This window comes from Streptomyces sp. WMMC940 (genome assembly GCF_027460265.1).
Lineage (GTDB): Bacteria > Actinomycetota > Actinomycetes > Streptomycetales > Streptomycetaceae > Streptomyces.
In genome coordinates, this window is the sequence record NZ_JAPZBC010000001.1 from 1,236,905 (window position 1) to 1,256,765 (window position 19,861).

Sequence of the window (19,861 nt, forward strand, 5' to 3'; positions counted from 1 at the left end):
GTCTCCCTCCGTCGGGCAGCGGTGCGTCGCACGCCGCGTCAGTAGGCGCCGTCGCCGCGCGCGACGGCGGGCAGCGTGCGCACGAGGATCTTCAGGTCCATGCGGATCGACCAGGCACGCACGTACTCCAGGTCGAGGCGGAGGGCCTCCTCCCAGCCGAGGTCGGACCGTCCGCCGATCTGCCACAGGCCGGTGAGGCCCGGCCGGACCAGCAGCCGGCGCCGGGCCTCCTCGGTGAACGCGGAGTCCCGGACCGGCAACGGCCGTGGACCGACCAGCGACATCTGGCCCATCAGCACGTTGACCAGTTGCGGCAGTTCGTCCAGGGACCAGCGGCGCAGCCAGCGGCCTGTCGTGGTGACCCGGGGGTCCTCGCGGATCTTGAACAGATGTCCGTCGGACTCGTTCCGGGCGTCGAGCCCGGCCCTCATCCGTTCCGCCCCGACGTGCATGGTGCGGAGCTTCAGCACCTCGAACTCCCTGCCGTGCCGGCCCGTGCGCTTCTGCCGGAACAGGACCGGACCCGGGGAGTCCGCCTTCACCGCGACGGCCGCCGCGAGGAGCAGCGGCGCGAGCAGGAGGAGCAGGGCGGCGGCCCCCACGAGGTCGATGGTCCGCTTGACGGCGAGACGTCCGCGCCTCGGCCGAGCGGGACCGTGCCCGGCCGTCACTGCGACGGGCGAGGCCACCCCACCGTCCTCTTCAACTGAACGAGGGAAAGTTGCCCATCGCGGAGGCATATTCAGTCACCTAACGTCTCGAATAGTCGATAACCGACAAATAGATGCAAACACGATGTCGGGGCAGGCCTCGGCAATGACACATCACCTTGCCGCCGTCGACCCGCGACGCGGCGGTCGAGAGGACCTTCATGCGTGCTGTAGTGACGGGTGGGGCCGGGTTCATCGGCTCCCATCTGTGCGAGCGCCTGCTCGCCGCAGACCACTCCGTGCTGTGCGTGGACAATCTCGTGACGTCCAGCGAGGACACCGTCGCCCATCTGATGGGAGACCCGCGCTTCCGGTTCGACTGCCGGGACGTCACCGCGGGCCTGAGCGTGAGCGGACCGGTGGACGCCGTGTTCCACCTGGCCTCGCCCGCCTCGCCCGCGGACTACCTGAGGCTGCCCCTGGAGACGCTGCGCGTGGGGTCGGCCGGCACATGGCACGCACTCGACCTGGCCGCCGCCAAGGGCGCCCGGTTCCTGCTGACCTCCACCTCGGAGTCGTACGGAGACCCCCGGGTGCACCCGCAGCCGGAGAGCTACTGGGGCAACGTCAACCCGGTGGGCCCGCGCTCGGTGTACGACGAGGCGAAGCGCTTCGGCGAGGCCCTGACGATGGCGTACCGCAGGGACCGCGGCGTCGACGCCAAGATCGTGCGCATCTTCAACACCTTCGGGCCCAGGATGCGCCCGGACGACGGCCGGGCGATCCCCACGTTCATCCGCCAGGCACTGCGGGGAGAGCCGATCACGGTCACCGGGGACGGCAGCCAGACCCGGTCGCTGTGCTACGTGGACGACCTGGTCGAAGGGCTGATGCGGATGATCGGGAGCAGCCACGGGGGCCCGGTCAACCTCGGCAACCCGCACGAGATCACGATGCTCGAACTGGCCCAGTGGATCAGCAAGCTCACCGAGTCCCCGTCCGAGATCGTGCTGGTCCCCCGGCCGCAGGACGACCCCGGCAAGCGCCGTCCGGCCATCGACCTGGCCCGCGAACTGCTGGACTGGAATCCCACGACACCGGTGGAGCACGGGCTCCGGGAGACCATCAAGGACTTCCGCCGCCGGATCGACTACGACGACTTCGGCACCGCCCCCCGCCGGCATCCCGTCACCGTGCTGAACGGCACGGCCCGCCGATGACGCCGGTCGGCGGCCGGACCGCCACCGGCACAACGGCCGTTCCCGTGGTCTCGTGCCTCGGCGTTCCCGTCACGGCGCACACCCCTGAGGGCGCGGCCCGCCGGGTGGTGCACCGCGCCCTGCACCTCCGCGACGCCCGCGAGGCGCACCGGACGGGAGATGCCGGGGGAACCGCCGCCCCCGGGGGGAGCGACGTGCACCTGTGCAACGCCTACACCCTCGCCCTCGGCGACAGGGACCCGGACCTGCTCAGGACCCTCCGCCAGGCGTTCCTCAACCTCGCCGACGGGCAGCCGGTGGTCTGGGCGAACCAGCTCCTCCACCGGGGCACGGCGCTGCCACGCAGACGCGTGTACGGACCGGACCTCATGCTGGACGTCCTCTCCATGAGCCAGGGCACCGGGCTGCGGCACTATCTGCTGGGCTCCACACCGGAGGTGCTGGCCGCGTTGCAGCGCGAGGTGCGGCGGCGCTTCCCCCGTGTCCTGATCGCCGGCGCCTGTTCCCCGCCGTTCCGGTCGCTGACCGCCCAGGAGCTGCGGGAACAGGAGGAGGACATCCGCGCCCGCAGGGCCGACATCGTCTGGGTGGGTCTCGGCACCCCCCTGCAGGACCACCGGGCGGCCGAACTCAGTGCCGCGCTGCCCGTGGTGACGGTGGCGGTGGGCGCGGCGTTCGACTTCATCGCGGGCAACAAGCGGCAGGCACCGGCCTGGATGCAGAACGGCGGTCTGGAGTGGATGTTCCGGCTGGCCTGCGAGCCGCGCCGGCTGTGGCGGCGCTATCTGTTCGGCAACGCCCGGTTCGTCGGGGGCGTCGTCCGGCAGGCGGCCCTCCGGACGGCTCCGGAGGCTTCCGCCGCGACCGGGCGGCCGTCGAACGGCGGAACGGCGCTCGTCAGCGGGCGGGAGAGGACGCGTTGACGGCTCCGACCGGTGAGGCCCCGGACGTGGACCGCGGGCACGGCGTCCGCCCGCCCGCCCGCGCGCTGCGCATCGTCCTGGCCTGGGCGGCAGCGCGCCGAGCTGCTGTACGAGGCCGCTGTGAACCGTCGCTGAACCGCCGACGGCCCCGTGCCCCCCGGCCGGTGATCCGCCACGCCCCGCCCGCCCGCTACGGAAGAGAGCAGCAGAGCGCATGCCCGCACAACAGGCACCCCGTCTCCGGACGGGCAGTCCCCCGAGGAACCCGGCGGCCTACCGCGTGGCGCTGGTGCACAGCTTCTACTCCTCCCGCCGGCCGAGCGGCGAGAACGCCGCCGTGCTCGACCAGGCGGAGGCGCTGCGTGCCGCCGGGCACGACGTCACGCTGGTCGCCGCCCACACCGACGCGCTGGAGAGCGAGCGCGGCTACACCCTGCGCGCGGCGGTCAGGGTCGCCACGGGCCGCGGCCGGTCGCCGCTGACGGAACTGCGCCGGCTCGGCCCCGATGTGGTGCACGTGCACAACCTCTTCCCCAACTTCGCCACCGACTGGCTGGACCGCTGGCCCGGCGCCGTGGTCGCCACGCTGCACAACTACCGTCCTGTGTGCGCCGCAGCCACGCTCTTCCGCGACGGGAGGACGTGCACGGCCTGCCCCGACGGCGACCGTTGGACCGGACTGCGGCACGGGTGCTACCGGGGGCGCCGCGGCGCGACGCTCCCCCTCGCCTGGGCCGGCCGGCGCGGCGCGGCGGCCCATCCCCTTCTGCGGCGCGCCCAGCGGCTGGTGACGCTCTCCGAGCGCAGCCGGGACCTGTACCTCAGGTTCGGCGCACCGCCGGAGAAGCTCGCCCTGGTACCCAACTTCGTCGGCTTCGGCGGTCCGGCCGCCCCGGAGGACCGCACCACGACGGCGTCCCGGGCGGACCGGGCGACGGCCCCGGGGGCGGCGGCGCGGTGGGTGTACGCGGGCCGGCTGAGCGAGGAGAAGGGCATCCTGCCGCTGCTCCGGAGCTGGCCGGAGTACGAACCCCTCGACGTGATCGGTTCGGGCCCCCTGGAGTCCGCCTGCCGAGAGGCCGCGCCCGGCGGCGTCCGGCTGCTCGGGGCCCTGCCGCGCCGGGAGATCACCGCCCGGCTGCCGCGGTACACGGGTCTCGTCTTCCCCAGTGTCTGCCCCGAGTCCGCCACCGCCCTGGTCTGCCAGGAGGCGCTGGCGGCAGGAGTGCCCGTGCTCGCCCTCGCCGGATCGGCGGCGGCGGACAGTGTCCGCGGGGACGGTACGGGCGCGGTCTACGCCGGCCCCGACGAACTGCCGCACGCCCTCGCGACGGCACGCGAGCGCTTCCCCCGGCTGCGTGAGCACTGCCGCCGGGTGCACGCCGAGCGGTACAGCGCCCGGTCCTGGACGGCCGCCATGGAGTCCGTCTACGCACAGGCCCTGGCGCACGCGCCGGGCCACCGGCCGGCGGGCGTCGCGGAGCGGGCGTGCTGACCGGCGGAGGCGCCCGGCGCCGCGTGGCCGTGGTGCAGCCGTACGTCCCCGGCTATCGCACGTCCTTCTTCGACCAACTGCACGCCCGGCTGGCCTCCGAGGGCGTGGACCTGGAAGTGCTCCACGGCCCGGCGTCCCCGCACCAGGCCGCACGAGGTGACGCCGCCTCCTGCTCCTGCGCGCGCGAGGTCCCCGTCCGGCGCCTGTCCCTGCCCGGCGGACGGTCGCTGCACTGGCGCCGGGTGCGGCGCCGGGCAGCTTCCGCCGACCTCGTCGTACTGGAGCAGGCGCTGCACAACCTGGAGTCGTACCCCCTACTGCTGCGGTCGGCGGGACGGCCGGCCGACAGCGCCCCCAGAGTGGCCTTCTGGGGACACGGCCGGACCTACACCAAGCCGCCGAACCGTCTGGAGGCCGTGGCGAAGAGCGCGCTGACCCGGCTGGGATCCTGGTTCTTCGCCTACACCGAGGGCGGGGCGGCGCACGTCGCCTCGCGCGGCTTCCCCCGCGACCGGATCACCGTGGTACGCAACTCCGTCGACACCGGGGAGCTCGCGGCCGCGCGCGCCCGCGCCGCGCTGCCGGGGACGGCGGAGTCGGCCGAGGCCGCGCTGCTGCGGAGACGGTACGACCTGACAGGGGGACGCACCGCGCTGTACCTCGGCGGGCTGGACGCGCCCAAGCGGATCCCGTTCCTGCTGGACTGCGCCGACCGCATCGCCGCCGCACTCCCGGGCTTCAGGCTGCTGGTGGCGGGCGACGGCGCGGACCGGCACCTGGTCGACGCCGCCGCCTCCCGACCCGGCAGCCCGGTGATCGCGGTGGGTCACACGGGCGGAACGGGCACCGCCCCGCTCGGAGCGGTCAGCGACGTCATGCTGATGCCGGGGCGGGTCGGACTCTGCGCGGTGGACTCCTTCGCCCTGCGCACGCCCGTCGTCACGACGGACTGGCCCTGGCACGCTCCCGAGTTCGAGTACCTGGTCGACGGCCGCAACGCGCTGGTCACGCCCGACGATCCCGCGGCGTACGCCGGCGCCGTGACCGCGCTGCTGCGCGACCCCGCACGACTGGAGGCCCTCCGAACCGCGTGCGGGGACGACCTTCCCGCGTACACGACGGAGGGCATGGCGGCGCGTTTCTGCGACGGGCTGCTGAAGGCGATGGAACGACACCAAAGGAATCCGCATGCAGGTACATGAAGCCGACCTCCTCGGCCGTACCGCCAAGGCCGCGGCACCCCGGCTGTGCCGGCTGGCGAGCAGCCGGCGAATCCGGCAGGGGACCCGTCTGCTGGAGATCTACCTGGAGATCCTCCAGGGACGGGGCGCCGGGACCGGCTGGGACCTTCACGGCGAGATCGTCGCGGCGCGGCGCTGCCTCCGGGGGGTCGAAGCCCCGGTGATCTTCGACGTCGGGGCGAACCACGGTCAATGGTCGACGGGGCTGCACTCGGCACTCGGCACACGGAACGGCCGCTCTTCCTCTTCGAACCACAGCCGGCCTGCAGGCCGGCACTCGCCAGGGCCCGGGTGCCGAACCAGGTGGTCGTTCCCGCGGCCGTGAGCGACGAGGAGGGCTCCGCGACGATCTTCGCCGACACCCCGGGCTCGTGCGTGGCGTCCGTCCACCGGCGCCGCGACTCCTACTTCGGTGACATGACGGCACACCAGGAGAAGGTGCCGGTCATCACTGCTCGAGCACTTCCGCGGGGTGAGCAACTATCTCGCGTCTCTGGGGACGCCGGAGTCCCGCACGCCGCGCAGGCCCGCCGACAGGAAACCGACGGCGTCCGTCGCCGGGTGAGCTCCGGCCGGGTCCGCGGGAAATCCGCTGCGCACCACGTCACTGGTGCCGAGGAGTGAAGCGGCGGGCAACAACACCGACACTTCGGCGTTGGCCGCGGATCTCCGCGGCCGCTGCCGTACGTTGAGCCGCGTGACAGTGCACGACACCTTGCGTAGCGCCCGCGATTCGCTGTTCCGGTTCCCCGGTGTGCAACGGGCCGTCCGACTCGCCACGATGCGCGGCTGCGTGCCGAACGCCGTCTGGAAGCGCCTGCACCCCACCGGCGTGTGGACGCTGCGCGCTCCGGACGGCAGCGGGTTCCACTACGCCAGCGATGCCGACGACATCCTGGCCCGCAGCCTCATCTGGACGAACATGCGCCACTGGGAGGAGACCACCCACCCGGTCTTCTTCGACCTCGCCCGCAGTGCCAGGGGGTTCGTGGACGTCGGCGCCTTCTCCGGCATCTACACCCTGCTGGCCTGCCGGGCCAACCCACGGCTCCGCGCGGTCGCCGTCGAACCCAACCCCGCCGCGATGCGCAAGCTGCGCCGCAACATCGAGGTCAACCGCCTCCAGGACCGGGTCGTCCTGGTCGAGAAGGCGCTCTCCGGCGCACCCGGCCGGGCGCTCCTCGGGATCCCGTCCGACACCACGGCCGCCTCCCTGCTCGCGGCTGAACCCGCGCAGGACACGGTGGAGGTCGAGGTCACCACCGGGGACGACGCGATCGGGGACGTCCCCGTCGACCTGGTGAAGATCGACGTGGAGGGGCTGGAACCCGAGGTGCTGGGCGGCATGAGCCGCACGATCTCGGCCCACCGTCCGACGATCATCGCCGAGTGTCTCGACGGAGCCGCCCTGGAGAGGCTGCGCGGAGCGGTCCTCGAACTCGGCTACCGCCGGATCCGGCACCTCGGGAAGCACGGGGTGGCGCCGGCCCCGCCCGGGTTCGTCCCACCGCCCCGCTACGCCAACTTCCTTGTCGACTGACGTTTCCGGGCCGGCCGAGGAGCCCTCGGAGACCCGGGGCGGCACTGGGCCGGGACGCGAGGAGCAGCAGTGAGTGCACCGGTGGTACTGCACCTCAACAACGAGCCCGAGCTGACCCGGCGCAGCCGGTTCACCGGCGCCTTCCGGAGGCTGCAGGCCGAGGGGCGCCTCGGACACGTGCCCGTCGCGCCACGGGCCGCGCTGCTCCGCGGCGGACGCCGGGCCGCCCTCGACGCGCTGGAGAGAGCGGTCCTCGACTCCCGCCCCGACGTGGTCTTCGTCCAGTCCCCGCACGGATTTCCCTTCTCCTACGAGGAGATCGCCCGGCTGCTGCGGCTGGCGGGCTCGCCACCGGTCGTCTACCAGGAGGGCGACGCGTGGGGCGGCAACAAGCGGCTGCCCGAGTCCAGCCGCTCGTGGCTCCGTGTGGCGGACGCCGTGTTCAGTGTCGCCGGAGGCGCGCAGCTGGCCATGCTCCAGCGCATCGCGCGGAAGCCGGTGCGCTACGCGCCGCACACACTGCCGCTGGACTGCTTTCCCGAGCAGGACCGGCCGGCTCCCCCGGGCGACGCCGCCGTCTTCGACGTGGTGACCATCGGCAACAGCGTGGTGCGGGCCCGGGTCATCCCCCGGCTGCCGGGCGCCGGTGAGCGGGCCCGGGTCGTCCGCGGGCTGGGACGACTGGGCTGCCGACTCGGTGTGTTCGGATCGGGGTGGCACGGCCCAAACGCCCTGGGTCCGTTGCCCTTCGAACGGCAGATCGCCGTCCTCCGCTGCGCGCGGATGAGCGTGGGATGGGACCACTACGGGCGCTACCCCGGGTACTTCTCCGACCGGCTGCCGATCTCCGGGGCCGCGGGACGCGTCCACGTCAGCCAGAGCAGACCGGGCATGGAATGGCTGCCCGGCCCGCAGGACGGCCTCCATCTCATGCGCACCCCCCGGGGCGTCGTGGACCGGGTGGCGCAGTTGCTGCACGAGGAACAGCACGAGCTGGACTCCGCCGGGGAAAGGCTTCGCCGCTGGGTGCACTCGCACCTGACCGACCTCCACTCCGTCCAGTTCATGCTGGGTGCGTTCCTGCCTCTGCCGTCGCCCCCCGCCGACCCGTGGCAGCGGATCGCCGCAGGGGAGGGCGACCGGAGGTGAGTACCGGCGGCGATCCGGCGGGAGGGGCACGGACGGGGAAGGAGGCCGCCATCCCCGGTGAGCGCCCGCACTCCCACCCGGTCGTCACCGGGACGCTGTGGAACTACGCGGCGGCCGTCGTGGCGGCCATCCTCCAGCTCGGCTACACGGCCTACACCGGACGGACCGTCAGCGCCGCCGCTTTCGGGGCCCTCGCCTCCGCCCTGTCCATCACCCAGCTGCTGGGCTACTTCGCCAACGCCGGACTCGCCACGACCGTGCTGTGTTCGCGCGAGCTGACGCGCGGCCTGCTCGTGGCGACGGTCCGCCTGGGCCTGCTGAGCGGCCTGCTGTGCTTCGCCGTGGTGGAAGCGACGGCCCCGCTCTGGGCGGAGCTGTGGAACGCCCCCGAGACGACGGGGCTGTTGCGCGTGCTGGGCCTCCAGTTCCTGTTCCTCCCCGTGGGGGCGGTGAGCGCGGCCGGCCTGCGGAGGCTGCAGGCCCAACGGGCCGCGGTCCTGGTCGAGACCGGGGCGCTGGCGGCGGGGCTGCTCGCGGGAACCCTGATCCTGGCGGCCGGCTGGAACCCGCTGGGCCTCGCCGTCACCTCGGTGACCACCCAGCTGGGCATCGCGGTCCTCGCCGGCGTCCTGGTCACCCGGCGGCTGCCGCCGGCGTCCGGCGGGTCCGCCGAACGGCCGGTCAGGTATCGCGAACTCGTCGGCTCCTCGGGATTCCTCGCCGGACACCAGCTCGCCCAGTACACGACGAACACCGTGCCGCTGTGGGCGGCCGGTACGATCCTCGGTCCGGTGGCGGCCGGCTACTACTCGCGGGCGACACTGTTCACCGGGCTGCTCCTCACCACGCTCGCGGCCGGCCTGACCCGGGTCACGACCCCGGCCCTCACCAAGGTGCGTGCGCAGGCGCCGGAGCCGGCGACGGCGCCGTCGCCGTCGCCGGACGCGCGCCCGCCCGAAGGCCGGGAGGAACCCGCTGTCCGCAGTGCGGCGACCGACATCCTGCTCGCGGCCTCCGCGCTGTCCTTCCTGCCGTTCGGGTTCCTGGCCGGGACCGGGCCCGGCGCGCTGCAACTGCTCCTGGGACCGGGCTGGAGCGAGGCGGCCCGGCTGGTGCCCCCGCTCTGCGTCTTCTCCGCCGTCGCCGTCGTGTACGCGGTCGGGCTCTCCGTGGACACGGTGTGCGGCTCCCACCGCCGGATGACGGCCGCCCAGGCCGCGGCGGCGGTCGCGACCCTCGCCGGGGCGGTGGTGGCCATCGCCGGAGACAGCCTCGCCACGCTGGCCCTGGCCGCCCTGGCCGGTCAGGTGAGCGGTCTCGTGGTGCAGATGTGGAAGTGGCGGCGTGGCGGCGTGGTCGAGGCACGTCGCCTGTTGAGCGGCTACGCGGTGCACGCGGCCCTGGGGCTCGCGGCGTACGCGGCAGGAGTCGCCCTGTCCCGGATGGCCGACGGCCGCCCCTCCCCGGCCGTCATCCTGGTACCGCCGGCCGTCGGGCTCGTCGTGGTGTTCTGCCGTCCCCTGCGCACCCGGCTGCCGCTCTACCGGGTGGCGGCCGGCCGTGGTCTGCTCCCCCTGCGGCTGCCCTTTCGGGTACGGGGCCCTCGGCGCCGGGGAATCACCCGGCCGCAGGCACAGTGATCAGTCCCGGGTGCCGGTCGGGCCGGATCGCGTCGCGGGTTCGCGGAGGAACACCGCGTCGCACTGGAGCATCTGGCCGGTCCTGAGATCGGTGAACCCCGGCACCACCGCCATGAGGGTCAGGCCGTAGCGCCGCTGTGCCGTGCCCACCACCTCGTGCAGCAGCGGGCCACCCTCGTACAGGGGGACGCAGGACGCCTCCAACTGCAGACCGCAGCAACGGCGCGCGAGGTCCTCGGCTCCTCGCAGCACGGCTTCCTCGTACCCCTGGACGTCCAGCTTGACGAAGACGCGGTCGTCGGGGCCCACCAGTTGCGGCCACAGGTCGTCCAGGCGGTACTGCTCGGCCTCCTGGCGGCCCACGTAGCGCGAGTCCGGGCACGCTTCGGCATGTCGGGACAGCATCGGCAGTACGGAGCTGCTCAGTCCATTGTTTCCGGCCACGTTCAGGGTGACGGTTGCCCGCCTGTCGCCGAGGGCGTGCGGGAGCGCGGTCCACAGGGGGTCCGCGTCCGCTCGGCTGCGAAGGGCCTCGAACGCCGCGCGCAGCGGCTCGAAGGACACGATGCGCCCCCGGTACCCGAACCGCCGCAGGCCGAGTCCGTACTGACCGCGGTTCGCTCCCACGTCGAGCACCACGTCGGCGCCGGAATGACGCAGCAACTGCACAGCGCGGTAGTCGTGGGAGCACTCCGGAAACCGATTCACGTCGAAGCCGAGGCGCTGGACGCCTTTCCGGGCCCGGTGGAGAAGAGTCACCCGCCCATTGTGGGCGGATCATGTCGGATTTGTCACCGATGGCGGCGTTCTACACGCCGTGCCCTTTCGGACGCCCGCCGGTCTTCGACAGGGTGCCGTCCTCCCGCTCCCTGACGACGGGTCGGGCCGAAGGCACTGGAGTAGGCATGGGTGCCGCGGGGTCGGGAACGCCGGGCGACGGCGTTCCCGGGGGCCCGCCGGCCGTTCGGACCCGCGCCTGCCACAGGCAGAACCCGAGCAGCACCGCCTGCTCGGAAAAGGCCGAGTAGGACACGAACAGCACCAACTGGCCGACCATCACGACACGGAGCGCCACGGTCGCGGCGCCGGCGCGCGCGAGCCGTCGCCAGGTCTGGAAGTAGACGACGAGCAGCGCCAGCAGGCCCACCAGTCCGAGGCGCAGCATGATGTGCAGGTAGTAGTCGTGCGGGGACACCGTCACGAGCCCGCCCCCGATGAACCGCTCGTAGCCGGACCCGAATGGCGCGCCGACCAGCCACTGGACGAGCGTTCGCGGCGCGTCCAGCAGGTCCTGCCAGCCGAGCACCCGCCAGGCGAAGGTGCTGCGGGTTCCTTGTGTCTCCTTGAACGAGTCCGCGAGAGAACCGCCGATCGCGCCGAAGGCGCCGACGGCGTAGAGCAGGGCCGTGAGGGAGAGCACGAGCGCTCCCGCCCCGGCCGACACGAAGCGCTGTCCGCCGCGCGCGGGCCGCAGCACCCACCAGGCCAGCCCCATCATCGCGGTGGCCACCCAGACGGTCCGGTGCTGGAGAAGCAGCACAAGAAGGAGGAACAGCAAGGCCGCCAGGTGTCTGCCGTTCACTCGCGGTCCGCCCGAGGGGCCACCGCGGTCCGTCACATCGGGTGCCGGCGCGGCGGGTGCGCGCGGAGCCAGCAGCAGCATCGCGGCCTGGGCCAGGACCAGCGCCGCGGCAGCGGGCACCGGCCGGGAGTCCACCGTCACGCCGTCGACGGCGAGATATGCGTTCGCCGCATGCACTCCGCGGTCCGCCCAGCCGGCCGCAGTGAGCAGCGCGTACGCAGCCGCGGTGGCCAGCCAGACCCGGGGAACGACCCGGCTCAGCGGGGAGCTCAGCGGCGCGGTGGCCAGATACAGGGTGATGGCGAGGAAGTGCCAGAAATAGACCCGGGAGTCGTTGCCCGCGGCCTGCAGTCCGAAGGCGGCCGCCCCCCGGAGGGTGGACCAGGCGGTGAGAACGACCATGGCGAGCAGGGCCGCCGACCCGGCGTGGGCGGTCAGGTTGCGGCGGGGCACACGCGCCATGGCGACACAGATCGCGCACAGACCCAGGACGTCGGTCGGGTACACGGAAACGCCGATTTCCAGAACCGCTGTCTGCCCACCCATGGCGACGGCCCAGACCTGGGCGCCCAGCAGCAGCCCGATCGCGATCCCGCAGTGCCGGGCGAAGACCCACAGCAGCAGCCCCACGAGCGGAAGCGCCGTGAGCAGCATCAGCAGGGTCTGCGGGTCAACGGGAAGGAGTCGCACCGTGATCCGTTCTGGGATGTGGGAATGCGCTGGGGGGTGGACCGGGTCCCTGCGGCAGGCGGCACGGTCGGCCGTCCGCCGGGCTAGGCCGCCCGACTGCCGCGTTGCCGGTCGTTCAGGGGTCCGCGCGGAGGGACGTGTGCCGGCGCCGCGGCAGGGCTCCCGGCCGGCGCACGGTGGACCTCAGGACGGTCTTCACGTACGGGGAGCAGAAGACCAGCGGGGCCCAGGGGCCGAGGTGCCGGCGGCAGTACCGCCACCAGGGCGCCGGCGGCTGCTCCCGTACCGAGGCGAGCCGCCGCAGCGCGGTGCGCGCGTCGAGGCCGGGTTCGGCCGAGGTTCCCCCGACGGCACCGGAGTTGTCGTCGCAGGTGCCCACGTGACCCGGTGCCAGCAGCAGCGGGATGCCGGCCCGGCGGGCACGGAGCCCGTAGTCGTGGTCGCCCATGCGGTGCGGGAAGGCGGGGTCGAGGTCGCCCAGCACACGCCGGGCCGGGGCCGTGACCAGCACCGCGTTGCCGTTGCAGGTGTCGCACGGCGTGGCCTGCCGGGCGTCGGGTTCGACGCGTTCCAGGGCCGGGGGGCGCAGGGGTGGCCGGACGAGGCGGTAGCCGCTGTAGGTGGTGCGGGTTCCGTCGCCGGAGCGCGTGGCGCCGACGGCCACGGCCGGGCGGTCGAGGGGTGCGGCGGTGCGCAGCAGCGCGGCGAGGGCTCCCCGGTCGAGGACCACGTCGTCGTTGAGCCACAGCACATGGGCCGCGGGGTCGGCACGGGTGGCGGCGATCCTGGTGCCGGTGCCCCAGAAGACGTCCGGCCCGACCGTCACCACATCGGTGCCGGGGAAGGCGGCCCGCACCTCGTCGGCGGTGCCGTCGGCGCTGCCGGCGTCGACGAGGTGGACGGTGCAGCGGGTGCCGGCCGGAAGGCCGGTCTGGGCGTGCACCGAGGAGATGGCCGCGAGCGTACCGTCCCGGCGGTTGTGACAGGTCATCAGCACGGCGACGCCGCGCGGGGCGCCCCCGGGTGGAACGCGATCGGCGTGCACCGGGTCACCGCGCGGCCGGAGCGGGGACGGCGGAGGGCACGGCCCGGTCTCCCGGAGCGAGGCCGTTCCTGAGGACGTCGAGCTCCGCCTCGACCATCAGACGGGCCAGTTCGGGTGCGCGCACGGTGGCCCGCCATCCGAGCCGCGTCTCCGCCTTGGAGGCGTCGCCGATCAGATGGTCGACCTCGGTCGGGCGCAGATAGCGCTCGTCGAAACGCACGTGGTCGCGCCAGTCGAGTCCGACGTGCGCGAAGCACTGGTCGACGAACTCGCGCACGCTGTGGCTGGCACCGGTGGCGATCACGTAGTCGTCGGGCTGGTCCTGCTGCAGCATCAGCCACATGGCCTCGACGTACTCGGCGGCGTAGCCCCAGTCCCGGCGGGCGTCGAGGTTGCCGAGGTGGACCACGTCCTGCAGGCCGGCCTTGATCCGGGCGGCGGCCACGGCCACCTTGCGGGTGACGAAGGTCGGGCCGCGGCGCGGGGACTCGTGGTTGAACAGGATGCCGTTGACGGCGTACAGACCGTACGCCTCGCGGTAGTTGCGGGTGATCCAGTACGCGTACACCTTCGCCGCCCCGTAGGGCGAGCGCGGATGGAAGGTTGTGCTCTCGTCCTGCGGCGGAGGGGCCGCGCCGAACATCTCCGAGCTGGAGGCCTGGTAGAACCGGCAGGGCAGGCCCGTCCTCCTGATGGCCTCCAGCAGCCGGGTGGTGCCCAGCCCCGTGGTGTCACCGGTGAATTCGGGCTCGTCGAACGACACCCGCACATGTGACTGGGCGGCGAGGTGGTAGACCTCGTCCGGCTGCACCTGCTCCAGCAGGCCCGTCATCCGCGTTCCGTCGGTGAGGTCGCCGTAGTGCAGGAAGAGGCGCGCTTCCGGGTCGTGCGGATCGCGGTAGAGGTGCTCGATGCGCTCGGTGTTGAAGGTGGAGGCGCGGCGGACGATCCCGTGCACCCGGTAGCCCTTGTCCAGCAGCAGTTCGGCGAGATAGGAGCCGTCCTGGCCCGTGATGCCGGTGATGAGTGCCGTTCTGGCGGTCACACGCGCTCCTTGGCTGATGAGGTTTCACGAGGCGGCGGAAGGTCCCTTGCAGGTGGGCACCCCGGCACCGCACCAGTGTAGGGAACAATTACTGCATTTCTTATGCAATGTGGCGTTATGTCGTATTTCGCCCCTTTCGCCGTAAGGTGGGGCACCACCCCACCCAGCCCTTCACCGGATCCGATCGGGGACGGACACCTTGGACCTTCGCGACTACCTACGAGTCCTCTCACGCCGCTGGCGCGCCATCACCGCGCTGACCCTCCTCGGCACGGCGGCCGGCGTGCTCCTCACGTACACGGCCATCCCCGAATACCGGGCCACCGCCAAGCTCTTCGTCTCGCTGCAGGGCGGCACCGACGCCGACACCGCGCAGCTCGCCCAGGGCAATCTCTTCACCCAGGCCCGTGTGCGTTCGTACGCCGAGGTGGCGACGAGCCCCCTGGTGACCCGGCACGTCGTGAAGCAGCTGAGGCTGAAGATGACACCGGCCGAGCTGAGCAGCAAGATCAGCGCGACCGCCCAGCCCGACACGGTGCTGCTCCAGCTCACCGTCACCGACACCGAGGCGGCACGGGCGGCACGCATCAGCAATGCCGTCGCCGAACGGTTCACCGAGGTGATCCGCGGTCTCGAGCGCCCGATCGACGCCGAGTCGTCGCCGGTGCGGCTGAGCGTCACCGAGCCGGCCTCCGTGCCCGGCGCGCCCTTCTCGCCGCGGCCGGCCGTCAACGTCGCACTCGGGCTCCTGGCCGGGCTGGTCCTCGGGGCCGGCTTCGCCCTGGCCAGGGAGACCCTGGACTCGTCGGTCCGCACGTCCAAGGCACTGACCGACGCCCTGGCCGGCTTCGGCGGACCGCCCGTGCTCGGCAGCATCGTGCACGATCCCCAGGCGACCAGCCGGCCGCTGGCGCTCCGCGACGACATGCACGGGCTGCGCGCCGAGGGCTTCCGGCGGCTGCGCACCTGTCTGCAGTTCGTGGACGTGGACCGGCCGCCGAAGGTGATCGCGGTGACCAGCCCGCTGTCCGGCGAGGGGAAGACCAGTGTCGCGGTGAACCTCGCCGCGACCCTGGCCGAGACCGGTGCCTCGGTGTGCCTGGTCGACACCGACCTGCGCCGCCCCTCCACCGCCCGCACCCTGGGCCTGATCCGGGACGCCGGGCTCACCACCGCGCTCATCGGCCGGGCCGAGGTGCAGCAACTGCTCCAGTCCGCGGGGTCCTTCTCCGTACTGACCAGCGGCGCGGTGCCGCCGAACCCCACCGAGCTGCTCGGCAGCGCCCAGCTGAAGTCCGTACTCCGCGGTCTCGCCGAGAAGTTCGACCACGTCGTCGTGGACACCGCTCCGGTGCTCCCCGTGGCGGACGCCTCCGTGATCGCCTCCGAGGTGGACGGCTACCTCCTGGTCGTCCGGGCGTCCCGGACCAGCCGCGACCAGATCTCGGAGGCCCTGCGCGCCCTGCGGCACGTGGGCGCCTCCGTGGTCGGCACGGTCCTCAACATGGCCTCGCCGAAGGAGGACCGCGGCGCCCACGGGTACGCCTACGAATACCGGCCGCAGAGCCACACGATCGGCAGGTTCGCCCGTCTGTCCCGGCTCGCCCGCATCTCCCGTCCGGGCCGGCGCCACGGGGAGGCCGGGCGCCTGTCCGGCCTGGTCAGAATCGCGCGGGCGGTCGGACGCAGGCGGCCCGCCGGTACCGCCCCGGCCCTGCCGACTCCCGGCGGCGGGCCGGACGCCCGGCCCGCCGCCCCGGTGAAGGCACTCGCCGATGAGGCGCCGCGCCCGGTGGCCGCCGAACGGAGCGTGCAGTCGTGACCGCCGTGCTGTCGGAGCCGTACGGGGCCGTCCGCCGCCCCCTTGACCGCTCGGCCCGGGTGCTCGTGGCCGGACGCCGTGGACTCGTCGGTTCGGCGGTGTGGCGGCATCTGTCGAGGGAGGGCTTCACCTGCCTGATGGGGCCCGGTTCCGCGGAACTGGACCTGCGCGAGCGCCGCCAGGTCTTCGACTGGTTCGCCGCCGCCCGACCGGACGTGGTGGTACTGGCCGCCGCCCGCGTGGGCGGGATCAGGGCCAACGCCACCCGGCCCGCCGACTTCATCTCCGACAACCTGCGGATCCAGGTCAATGTGCTGGACGCCGCGCTGGAGCACGGGGTCGAGCGGCTGCTGTTCCTGGGGTCCAGCTGCATCTACCCCAAGTTCGCCGACCAGCCCATCCGGGAGGACGCGCTCCTCACCGGCCCGCTGGAGCCGACCAACGACGCCTACGCCATCGCCAAGATCGCCGGAATCCACCAGGTCCGGTCGGTACGGCGCCAGCACGGCCTGCCGTGGATCTGCGCCATGCCGACCAATCTGTACGGCCCCGGGGACAACTTCCACCCCGAGCACTCCCATGTGCTGCCGTCGCTGATCCGTCGCTTCGACGAGGCCCGCAGGAACGGAGCACCACGGGTGGTGAACTGGGGCTCCGGAACGCCGCGCCGGGAGTTCCTGCACGTGGACGACCTGGCCCGGGCCTGCCTCCACCTGCTGGAGCACTACGACGCGGACGACCCGGTCAACGTCGGCACCGGCACGGACCTCACCATCCGGGAGGCCGCGGAGCAGGTGGCGGAGGTCGTCGGCTACCGCGGAACCCTCGAATGGGACCCGGGGCAGCCGGACGGAACCCCGCGCAAGCTGCTGGACATCTCCCGGATCACCGCGCTCGGCTGGAAACCGGGGATCGGCCTGCGGGACGGCCTCGCCGACACCTACGCCTGGTACGCGGACCACCTCGACTCCGGCGCGCTGCGACTCTGATCGACCACGACGAGTCCGGTTCCGCCGGCCCCGGCGGGGCCGGACGTTCGCTCCCGGGCCCACGTCCCCGGGCTCGGACTTCCCCTCCAACGGCCCTGCGCGCACGTCGTGGACGCACGCCGCCGAGGCGCGTTCCCGGGTTCGGGGCTCCTGGCACACGGCCATGGCCCCGGGCACTCGAACGCACGCCTCCGCCCGTGACGGCGACCTTTCAGGTCCATCCGAGTGCTGCTCGTACACCGTCCTGCCGAACACCGTGGTGCGCCTGTTTCGGACGGGCCGGTTCATGTCTACGGATCGAAGCGCTTGATCTTCTCGAACGGTCTGACGGAGTACGACCACGAGTGCCGGTGGAGGCGGTGCGGAGGGCACGCGAGTGTCTGCTTTTGACATACCCATGCGAACGAAATGACGGCGAGCAGAAGGTGCCGGAGTTCCGGAGCCGCACACAGGCCCGGTCCGGTGCCGCTGGGCGCCCGGTGGTCGGGCACAGCGGTCGCCTCCCTCGTGGTCGTCCCCCGGCTGCCGTCGCAGTGGCCACGGCCCGCCGCGGGTGCGGCAAACAACCTGTCCTGCAAAGCGGTTCGAACCTCTCTTTCGAAAAAGCAATAACGATCACCACTCGTCAAGCGTCTTCCACTAAGGAGCCCGAAACCATGCCCAGACGCTCCGTACGGCGACTCGTCGTGGCCGCCGCTGCCGCAAGCCTCGTTGCCGCAGCCCCGTTGATCGCGGCCCAGCCGGCATTCGCGCAGTACCCGCCCGCCCCCAATCTGACCGTCGAGGACGTTGACCTCGTCCTCGAGGTCGGCCAGGTGGTCGACTTCCTCGGGCGGGGTTTCCGGCCGCTCGAGCAGACCACCGGTCGTCTCGTGCCGGTCGGCGGCGGAGGCGGCGCCGGCGGACCTGGCGGTGCTGCCGCGCTGGGCCGCTCCGCGGCGGTCCCGCAGTCCTTCACGGCGGCCGACCCCAAGCCCAGCCCGTCCACGACCCCCACCATGTCGGTCGGCGGCGGCGACGACCGGCCCGTCGTGACGGTCGGGACGTGGACCGCCGACGGGAGCGGCGTCGTGGACTCGACGTTCACCGTCCCCGCGGGAACTGCGGAGGGCGCCTACTACTTCCAGCTGACCGGCGCGCAGTCCGAGCTCGTCCTCACCGTTCGGGTGACCATCGACGCAGACGGCGACGGCGACGGCGACGGCGACGACGGTGACGGCGACGACGGTGACGGTGACGGGGACCACGGACGCCCCGGTGACGGGGACGGCGACCACGGACGCCCCGGCGGCGGTGACGACGACCACGGACGCCCCGGCCGCGGTGACGACGACCACGGCCACAACGGCAGCGACGACCACGACGGCCGCGACGGCCGCGGTCACGACGACCACGACGACGACGGGGACGGCGGCAAGTCCGACCACGACGACGACGGGGACGATGACAAGGACTCGGGCCCCTCGCTGGCCGACACCGGCTCGTCCGACGGAACGGTCGCACTGCTGACCGCGACCGGCGGTCTACTGCTGCTCGGCGGCGGCGCGCTGGTCGTCGCGAAGCGCCGGCGCAACGCCTCCCAGCGAGGCTGACGGTCCGGCCGCCCGCACGACGGCACCACCGCGGTACGGGAGAGCTCCCGGCAGCGCCTCGCTGTCCGGGAGCTCTCCCGTGTCCGGGGACGCGGCCGGGACCGCGGCGCAGGAACGCGACGGGGAGTGCGGCGTGGGGGCGAATCCCCCGGGTGAGCCGGTGGGGGGACAGCGGCGGGGGCAGCGGTTCGTGCGAGGGTGCGGGTCATGCGCGTCGCGTTCGTGACCCCCGTGGTCGTCCTGGTCCTCGCCGCAGGGGCCCTCGCACATTCCTGCACGGCGGACGGCGGAGCCGGCGGCCGGGCGCCGGCTCAGGGCCGGGCGGCCGCACCGGTCGAGCGCCTGCGGGTCGAGGTCGTCGGGACCCTGCCGCACGACCCGGAGGCCTTCACACAGGGCCTGGAGATGGCCCACGGCGCACTCTACGAGAGCACAGGGATCTCCGGCCGTTCGACGATCGGATGGGGCCCGCCGGGTGCCGCGCCCACCCGGCGGGCTCGACTGCCGGCGCCGCTGTTCGGTGAGGGGATCACCGTCGTGGGGCGGACGCTGTGGCAGCTCACCTGGCGCGACGGGGTCGCGATCGAGCGCGACGCAAGGACTCTCGCCGAGCTCCGCCGGGTCCCGTACGAGAGCGAGGGCTGGGGAGTGTGCCACCAGCCGCGCCGCGGCCGCCTGGTGACGAGCGACGGCTCCGCCCACCTCGTCTTCCGGGACCCCGGGACCCTCAGGAGGAAGGGCTCGGTCGTCGTCACCCTCGACGGGCGGCGGGTGGACCGGCTCAACGAACTGGAGTGCGTCGGCGACCTCGTGTACGCCAACGTCTGGCCCACCGACCGGATCGTGCGGATCGACACCGGCACCGGCCGTGTGACGGGGGAGATCTCCGCGAACGGCCTGATCGGCGCGGCCGAACGGCGGCGCGCCGACGTCCTCAACGGGATCGCGGCCCTCCCGGGAACCGATCAGTTCCTGCTGACCGGCAAATGGTGGCCGAAGATGTTCCGGGTGCGGTTCGTTCCCGCCGAGCACACGGCCGGCCCCGCACGCCGGACTCCCTGAGCCGAACTCCTGAAGCCGACGGTCCGCATCGTCCGGGAGCCATCGGGCGGGGGCGTGGATGGGCGGTGGTCGCGGGTGGACGGCGGGACCGCGCCGGGCGTCGAACGGACGCCGCCCGTGCTCCGGCTGCCTCCGCCCGGGGCGGCAGCGCCCCGGAGCGACCGGGGACGGAACGA

The 19,861-nt window shown here is 73.1% G+C and carries 17 protein-coding genes; 12 read left to right on the plus strand and 5 right to left on the minus strand.

All coding sequences use genetic code 11. The features are described 5' to 3' along the window. Nucleotides 1–38 precede the first annotated feature (38 nt). The gene (locus tag O7595_RS05550) at nt 39–689 is read right to left on the minus strand and encodes a sugar transferase (protein ID WP_332328121.1); all 651 of its coding nucleotides are present in this window, start codon (nt 687–689) and stop codon (nt 39–41) included. Nucleotides 690–871: 182 nt separating this feature from the next. Here O7595_RS05550 and O7595_RS05555 point away from each other — a divergent pair, with 182 nt between their 5' ends. The 8 genes from O7595_RS05555 to O7595_RS05590 all read left to right on the plus strand — a co-directional run bounded on the left by O7595_RS05555 (nt 872) and on the right by O7595_RS05590 (nt 9,858). Then, nucleotides 872–1,870, plus strand: coding sequence for a UDP-glucuronic acid decarboxylase family protein (locus tag O7595_RS05555; protein WP_269727606.1), 999 nt, complete (start codon nt 872–874; stop codon nt 1,868–1,870). Continuing rightward, nucleotides 1,867–2,793, plus strand: coding sequence for a WecB/TagA/CpsF family glycosyltransferase (locus tag O7595_RS05560; protein WP_269727607.1), 927 nt, complete (start codon nt 1,867–1,869; stop codon nt 2,791–2,793). Before O7595_RS05555 ends, O7595_RS05560 begins: the two co-directional genes overlap by 4 nt. Nucleotides 2,794–3,007: 214 nt before the next feature. Then, nucleotides 3,008–4,288, plus strand: a complete 1,281-nt coding sequence (locus O7595_RS05565; protein WP_269727608.1) for a glycosyltransferase family 4 protein — start codon at nt 3,008–3,010, stop codon at nt 4,286–4,288. Then, nucleotides 4,282–5,490 (plus strand): glycosyltransferase family 4 protein, encoded by a 1,209-nt coding sequence (locus O7595_RS05570; RefSeq protein ID WP_269727609.1) that lies wholly within the window; start codon nt 4,282–4,284, stop codon nt 5,488–5,490. The genes O7595_RS05565 and O7595_RS05570 overlap by 7 nt, the downstream gene beginning before the upstream one ends. A gap of 231 nt (nt 5,491–5,721) precedes the next feature. After that, complete coding sequence (locus O7595_RS05575) at nt 5,722–6,153, plus strand: hypothetical protein (protein WP_269727610.1); 432 nt, start codon at nt 5,722–5,724, stop codon at nt 6,151–6,153. Between the two features lie 73 nt (nt 6,154–6,226). Beyond that, nucleotides 6,227–7,069, plus strand: coding sequence for an FkbM family methyltransferase (locus tag O7595_RS05580; protein ID WP_269727611.1), 843 nt, complete (start codon nt 6,227–6,229; stop codon nt 7,067–7,069). 69 nt (nt 7,070–7,138) lie between these two features. Continuing rightward, complete coding sequence (locus O7595_RS05585) at nt 7,139–8,218, plus strand: glycosyltransferase family protein (protein WP_269727612.1); 1,080 nt, start codon at nt 7,139–7,141, stop codon at nt 8,216–8,218. Further along, a complete protein-coding gene (locus tag O7595_RS05590; protein WP_269727613.1) occupies nt 8,215–9,858 on the plus strand; it encodes an oligosaccharide flippase family protein in 1,644 nt (547 codons plus the stop codon). The genes O7595_RS05585 and O7595_RS05590 overlap by 4 nt, the downstream gene beginning before the upstream one ends. Here the strand turns inward: O7595_RS05590 and O7595_RS05595 are convergent, their stop codons facing one another. From O7595_RS05595 to gmd, 4 genes are all read right to left on the minus strand, one after another. Further along, entirely contained in the window at nt 9,859–10,617 is a 759-nt protein-coding gene (locus O7595_RS05595; protein WP_269727614.1) for an FkbM family methyltransferase, read from the minus strand. A 49-nt stretch (nt 10,618–10,666) separates the two neighbouring features. Continuing rightward, nucleotides 10,667–12,130: an O-antigen ligase family protein gene (locus O7595_RS05600; protein ID WP_269727615.1), complete on the minus strand. Its 1,464-nt coding sequence runs from the start codon at nt 12,128–12,130 to the stop codon at nt 10,667–10,669. Between the two features lie 115 nt (nt 12,131–12,245). Next, on the minus strand, nt 12,246–13,175 hold the full coding sequence (locus O7595_RS05605) for a glycosyltransferase family 2 protein (protein WP_269727616.1): 930 nt from the start codon (nt 13,173–13,175) through the stop codon (nt 12,246–12,248). 4 nt (nt 13,176–13,179) lie between these two features. Beyond that, entirely contained in the window at nt 13,180–14,220 is a 1,041-nt protein-coding gene (gene gmd / locus O7595_RS05610; RefSeq protein WP_269727617.1) for a GDP-mannose 4,6-dehydratase, read from the minus strand. A gap of 199 nt (nt 14,221–14,419) precedes the next feature. On the opposite strand from gmd, the gene O7595_RS05615 reads away from it, so the two are divergent. From O7595_RS05615 to O7595_RS05630, 4 genes are all read left to right on the plus strand, one after another. After that, nucleotides 14,420–16,042: a polysaccharide biosynthesis tyrosine autokinase gene (locus O7595_RS05615; RefSeq protein ID WP_269727618.1), complete on the plus strand. Its 1,623-nt coding sequence runs from the start codon at nt 14,420–14,422 to the stop codon at nt 16,040–16,042. Then, nucleotides 16,039–17,031, plus strand: a complete 993-nt coding sequence (locus tag O7595_RS05620) for a GDP-L-fucose synthase family protein (RefSeq protein ID WP_269727619.1) — start codon at nt 16,039–16,041, stop codon at nt 17,029–17,031. The genes O7595_RS05615 and O7595_RS05620 overlap by 4 nt, the downstream gene beginning before the upstream one ends. 656 nt (nt 17,032–17,687) lie before the next feature. Then, nucleotides 17,688–18,623 (plus strand): LPXTG cell wall anchor domain-containing protein, encoded by a 936-nt coding sequence (locus O7595_RS05625; protein ID WP_269727620.1) that lies wholly within the window; start codon nt 17,688–17,690, stop codon nt 18,621–18,623. Between the two features lie 207 nt (nt 18,624–18,830). After that, nucleotides 18,831–19,685 (plus strand): glutaminyl-peptide cyclotransferase, encoded by an 855-nt coding sequence (locus O7595_RS05630; protein ID WP_269727621.1) that lies wholly within the window; start codon nt 18,831–18,833, stop codon nt 19,683–19,685. Nucleotides 19,686–19,861 lie beyond the last annotated feature (176 nt).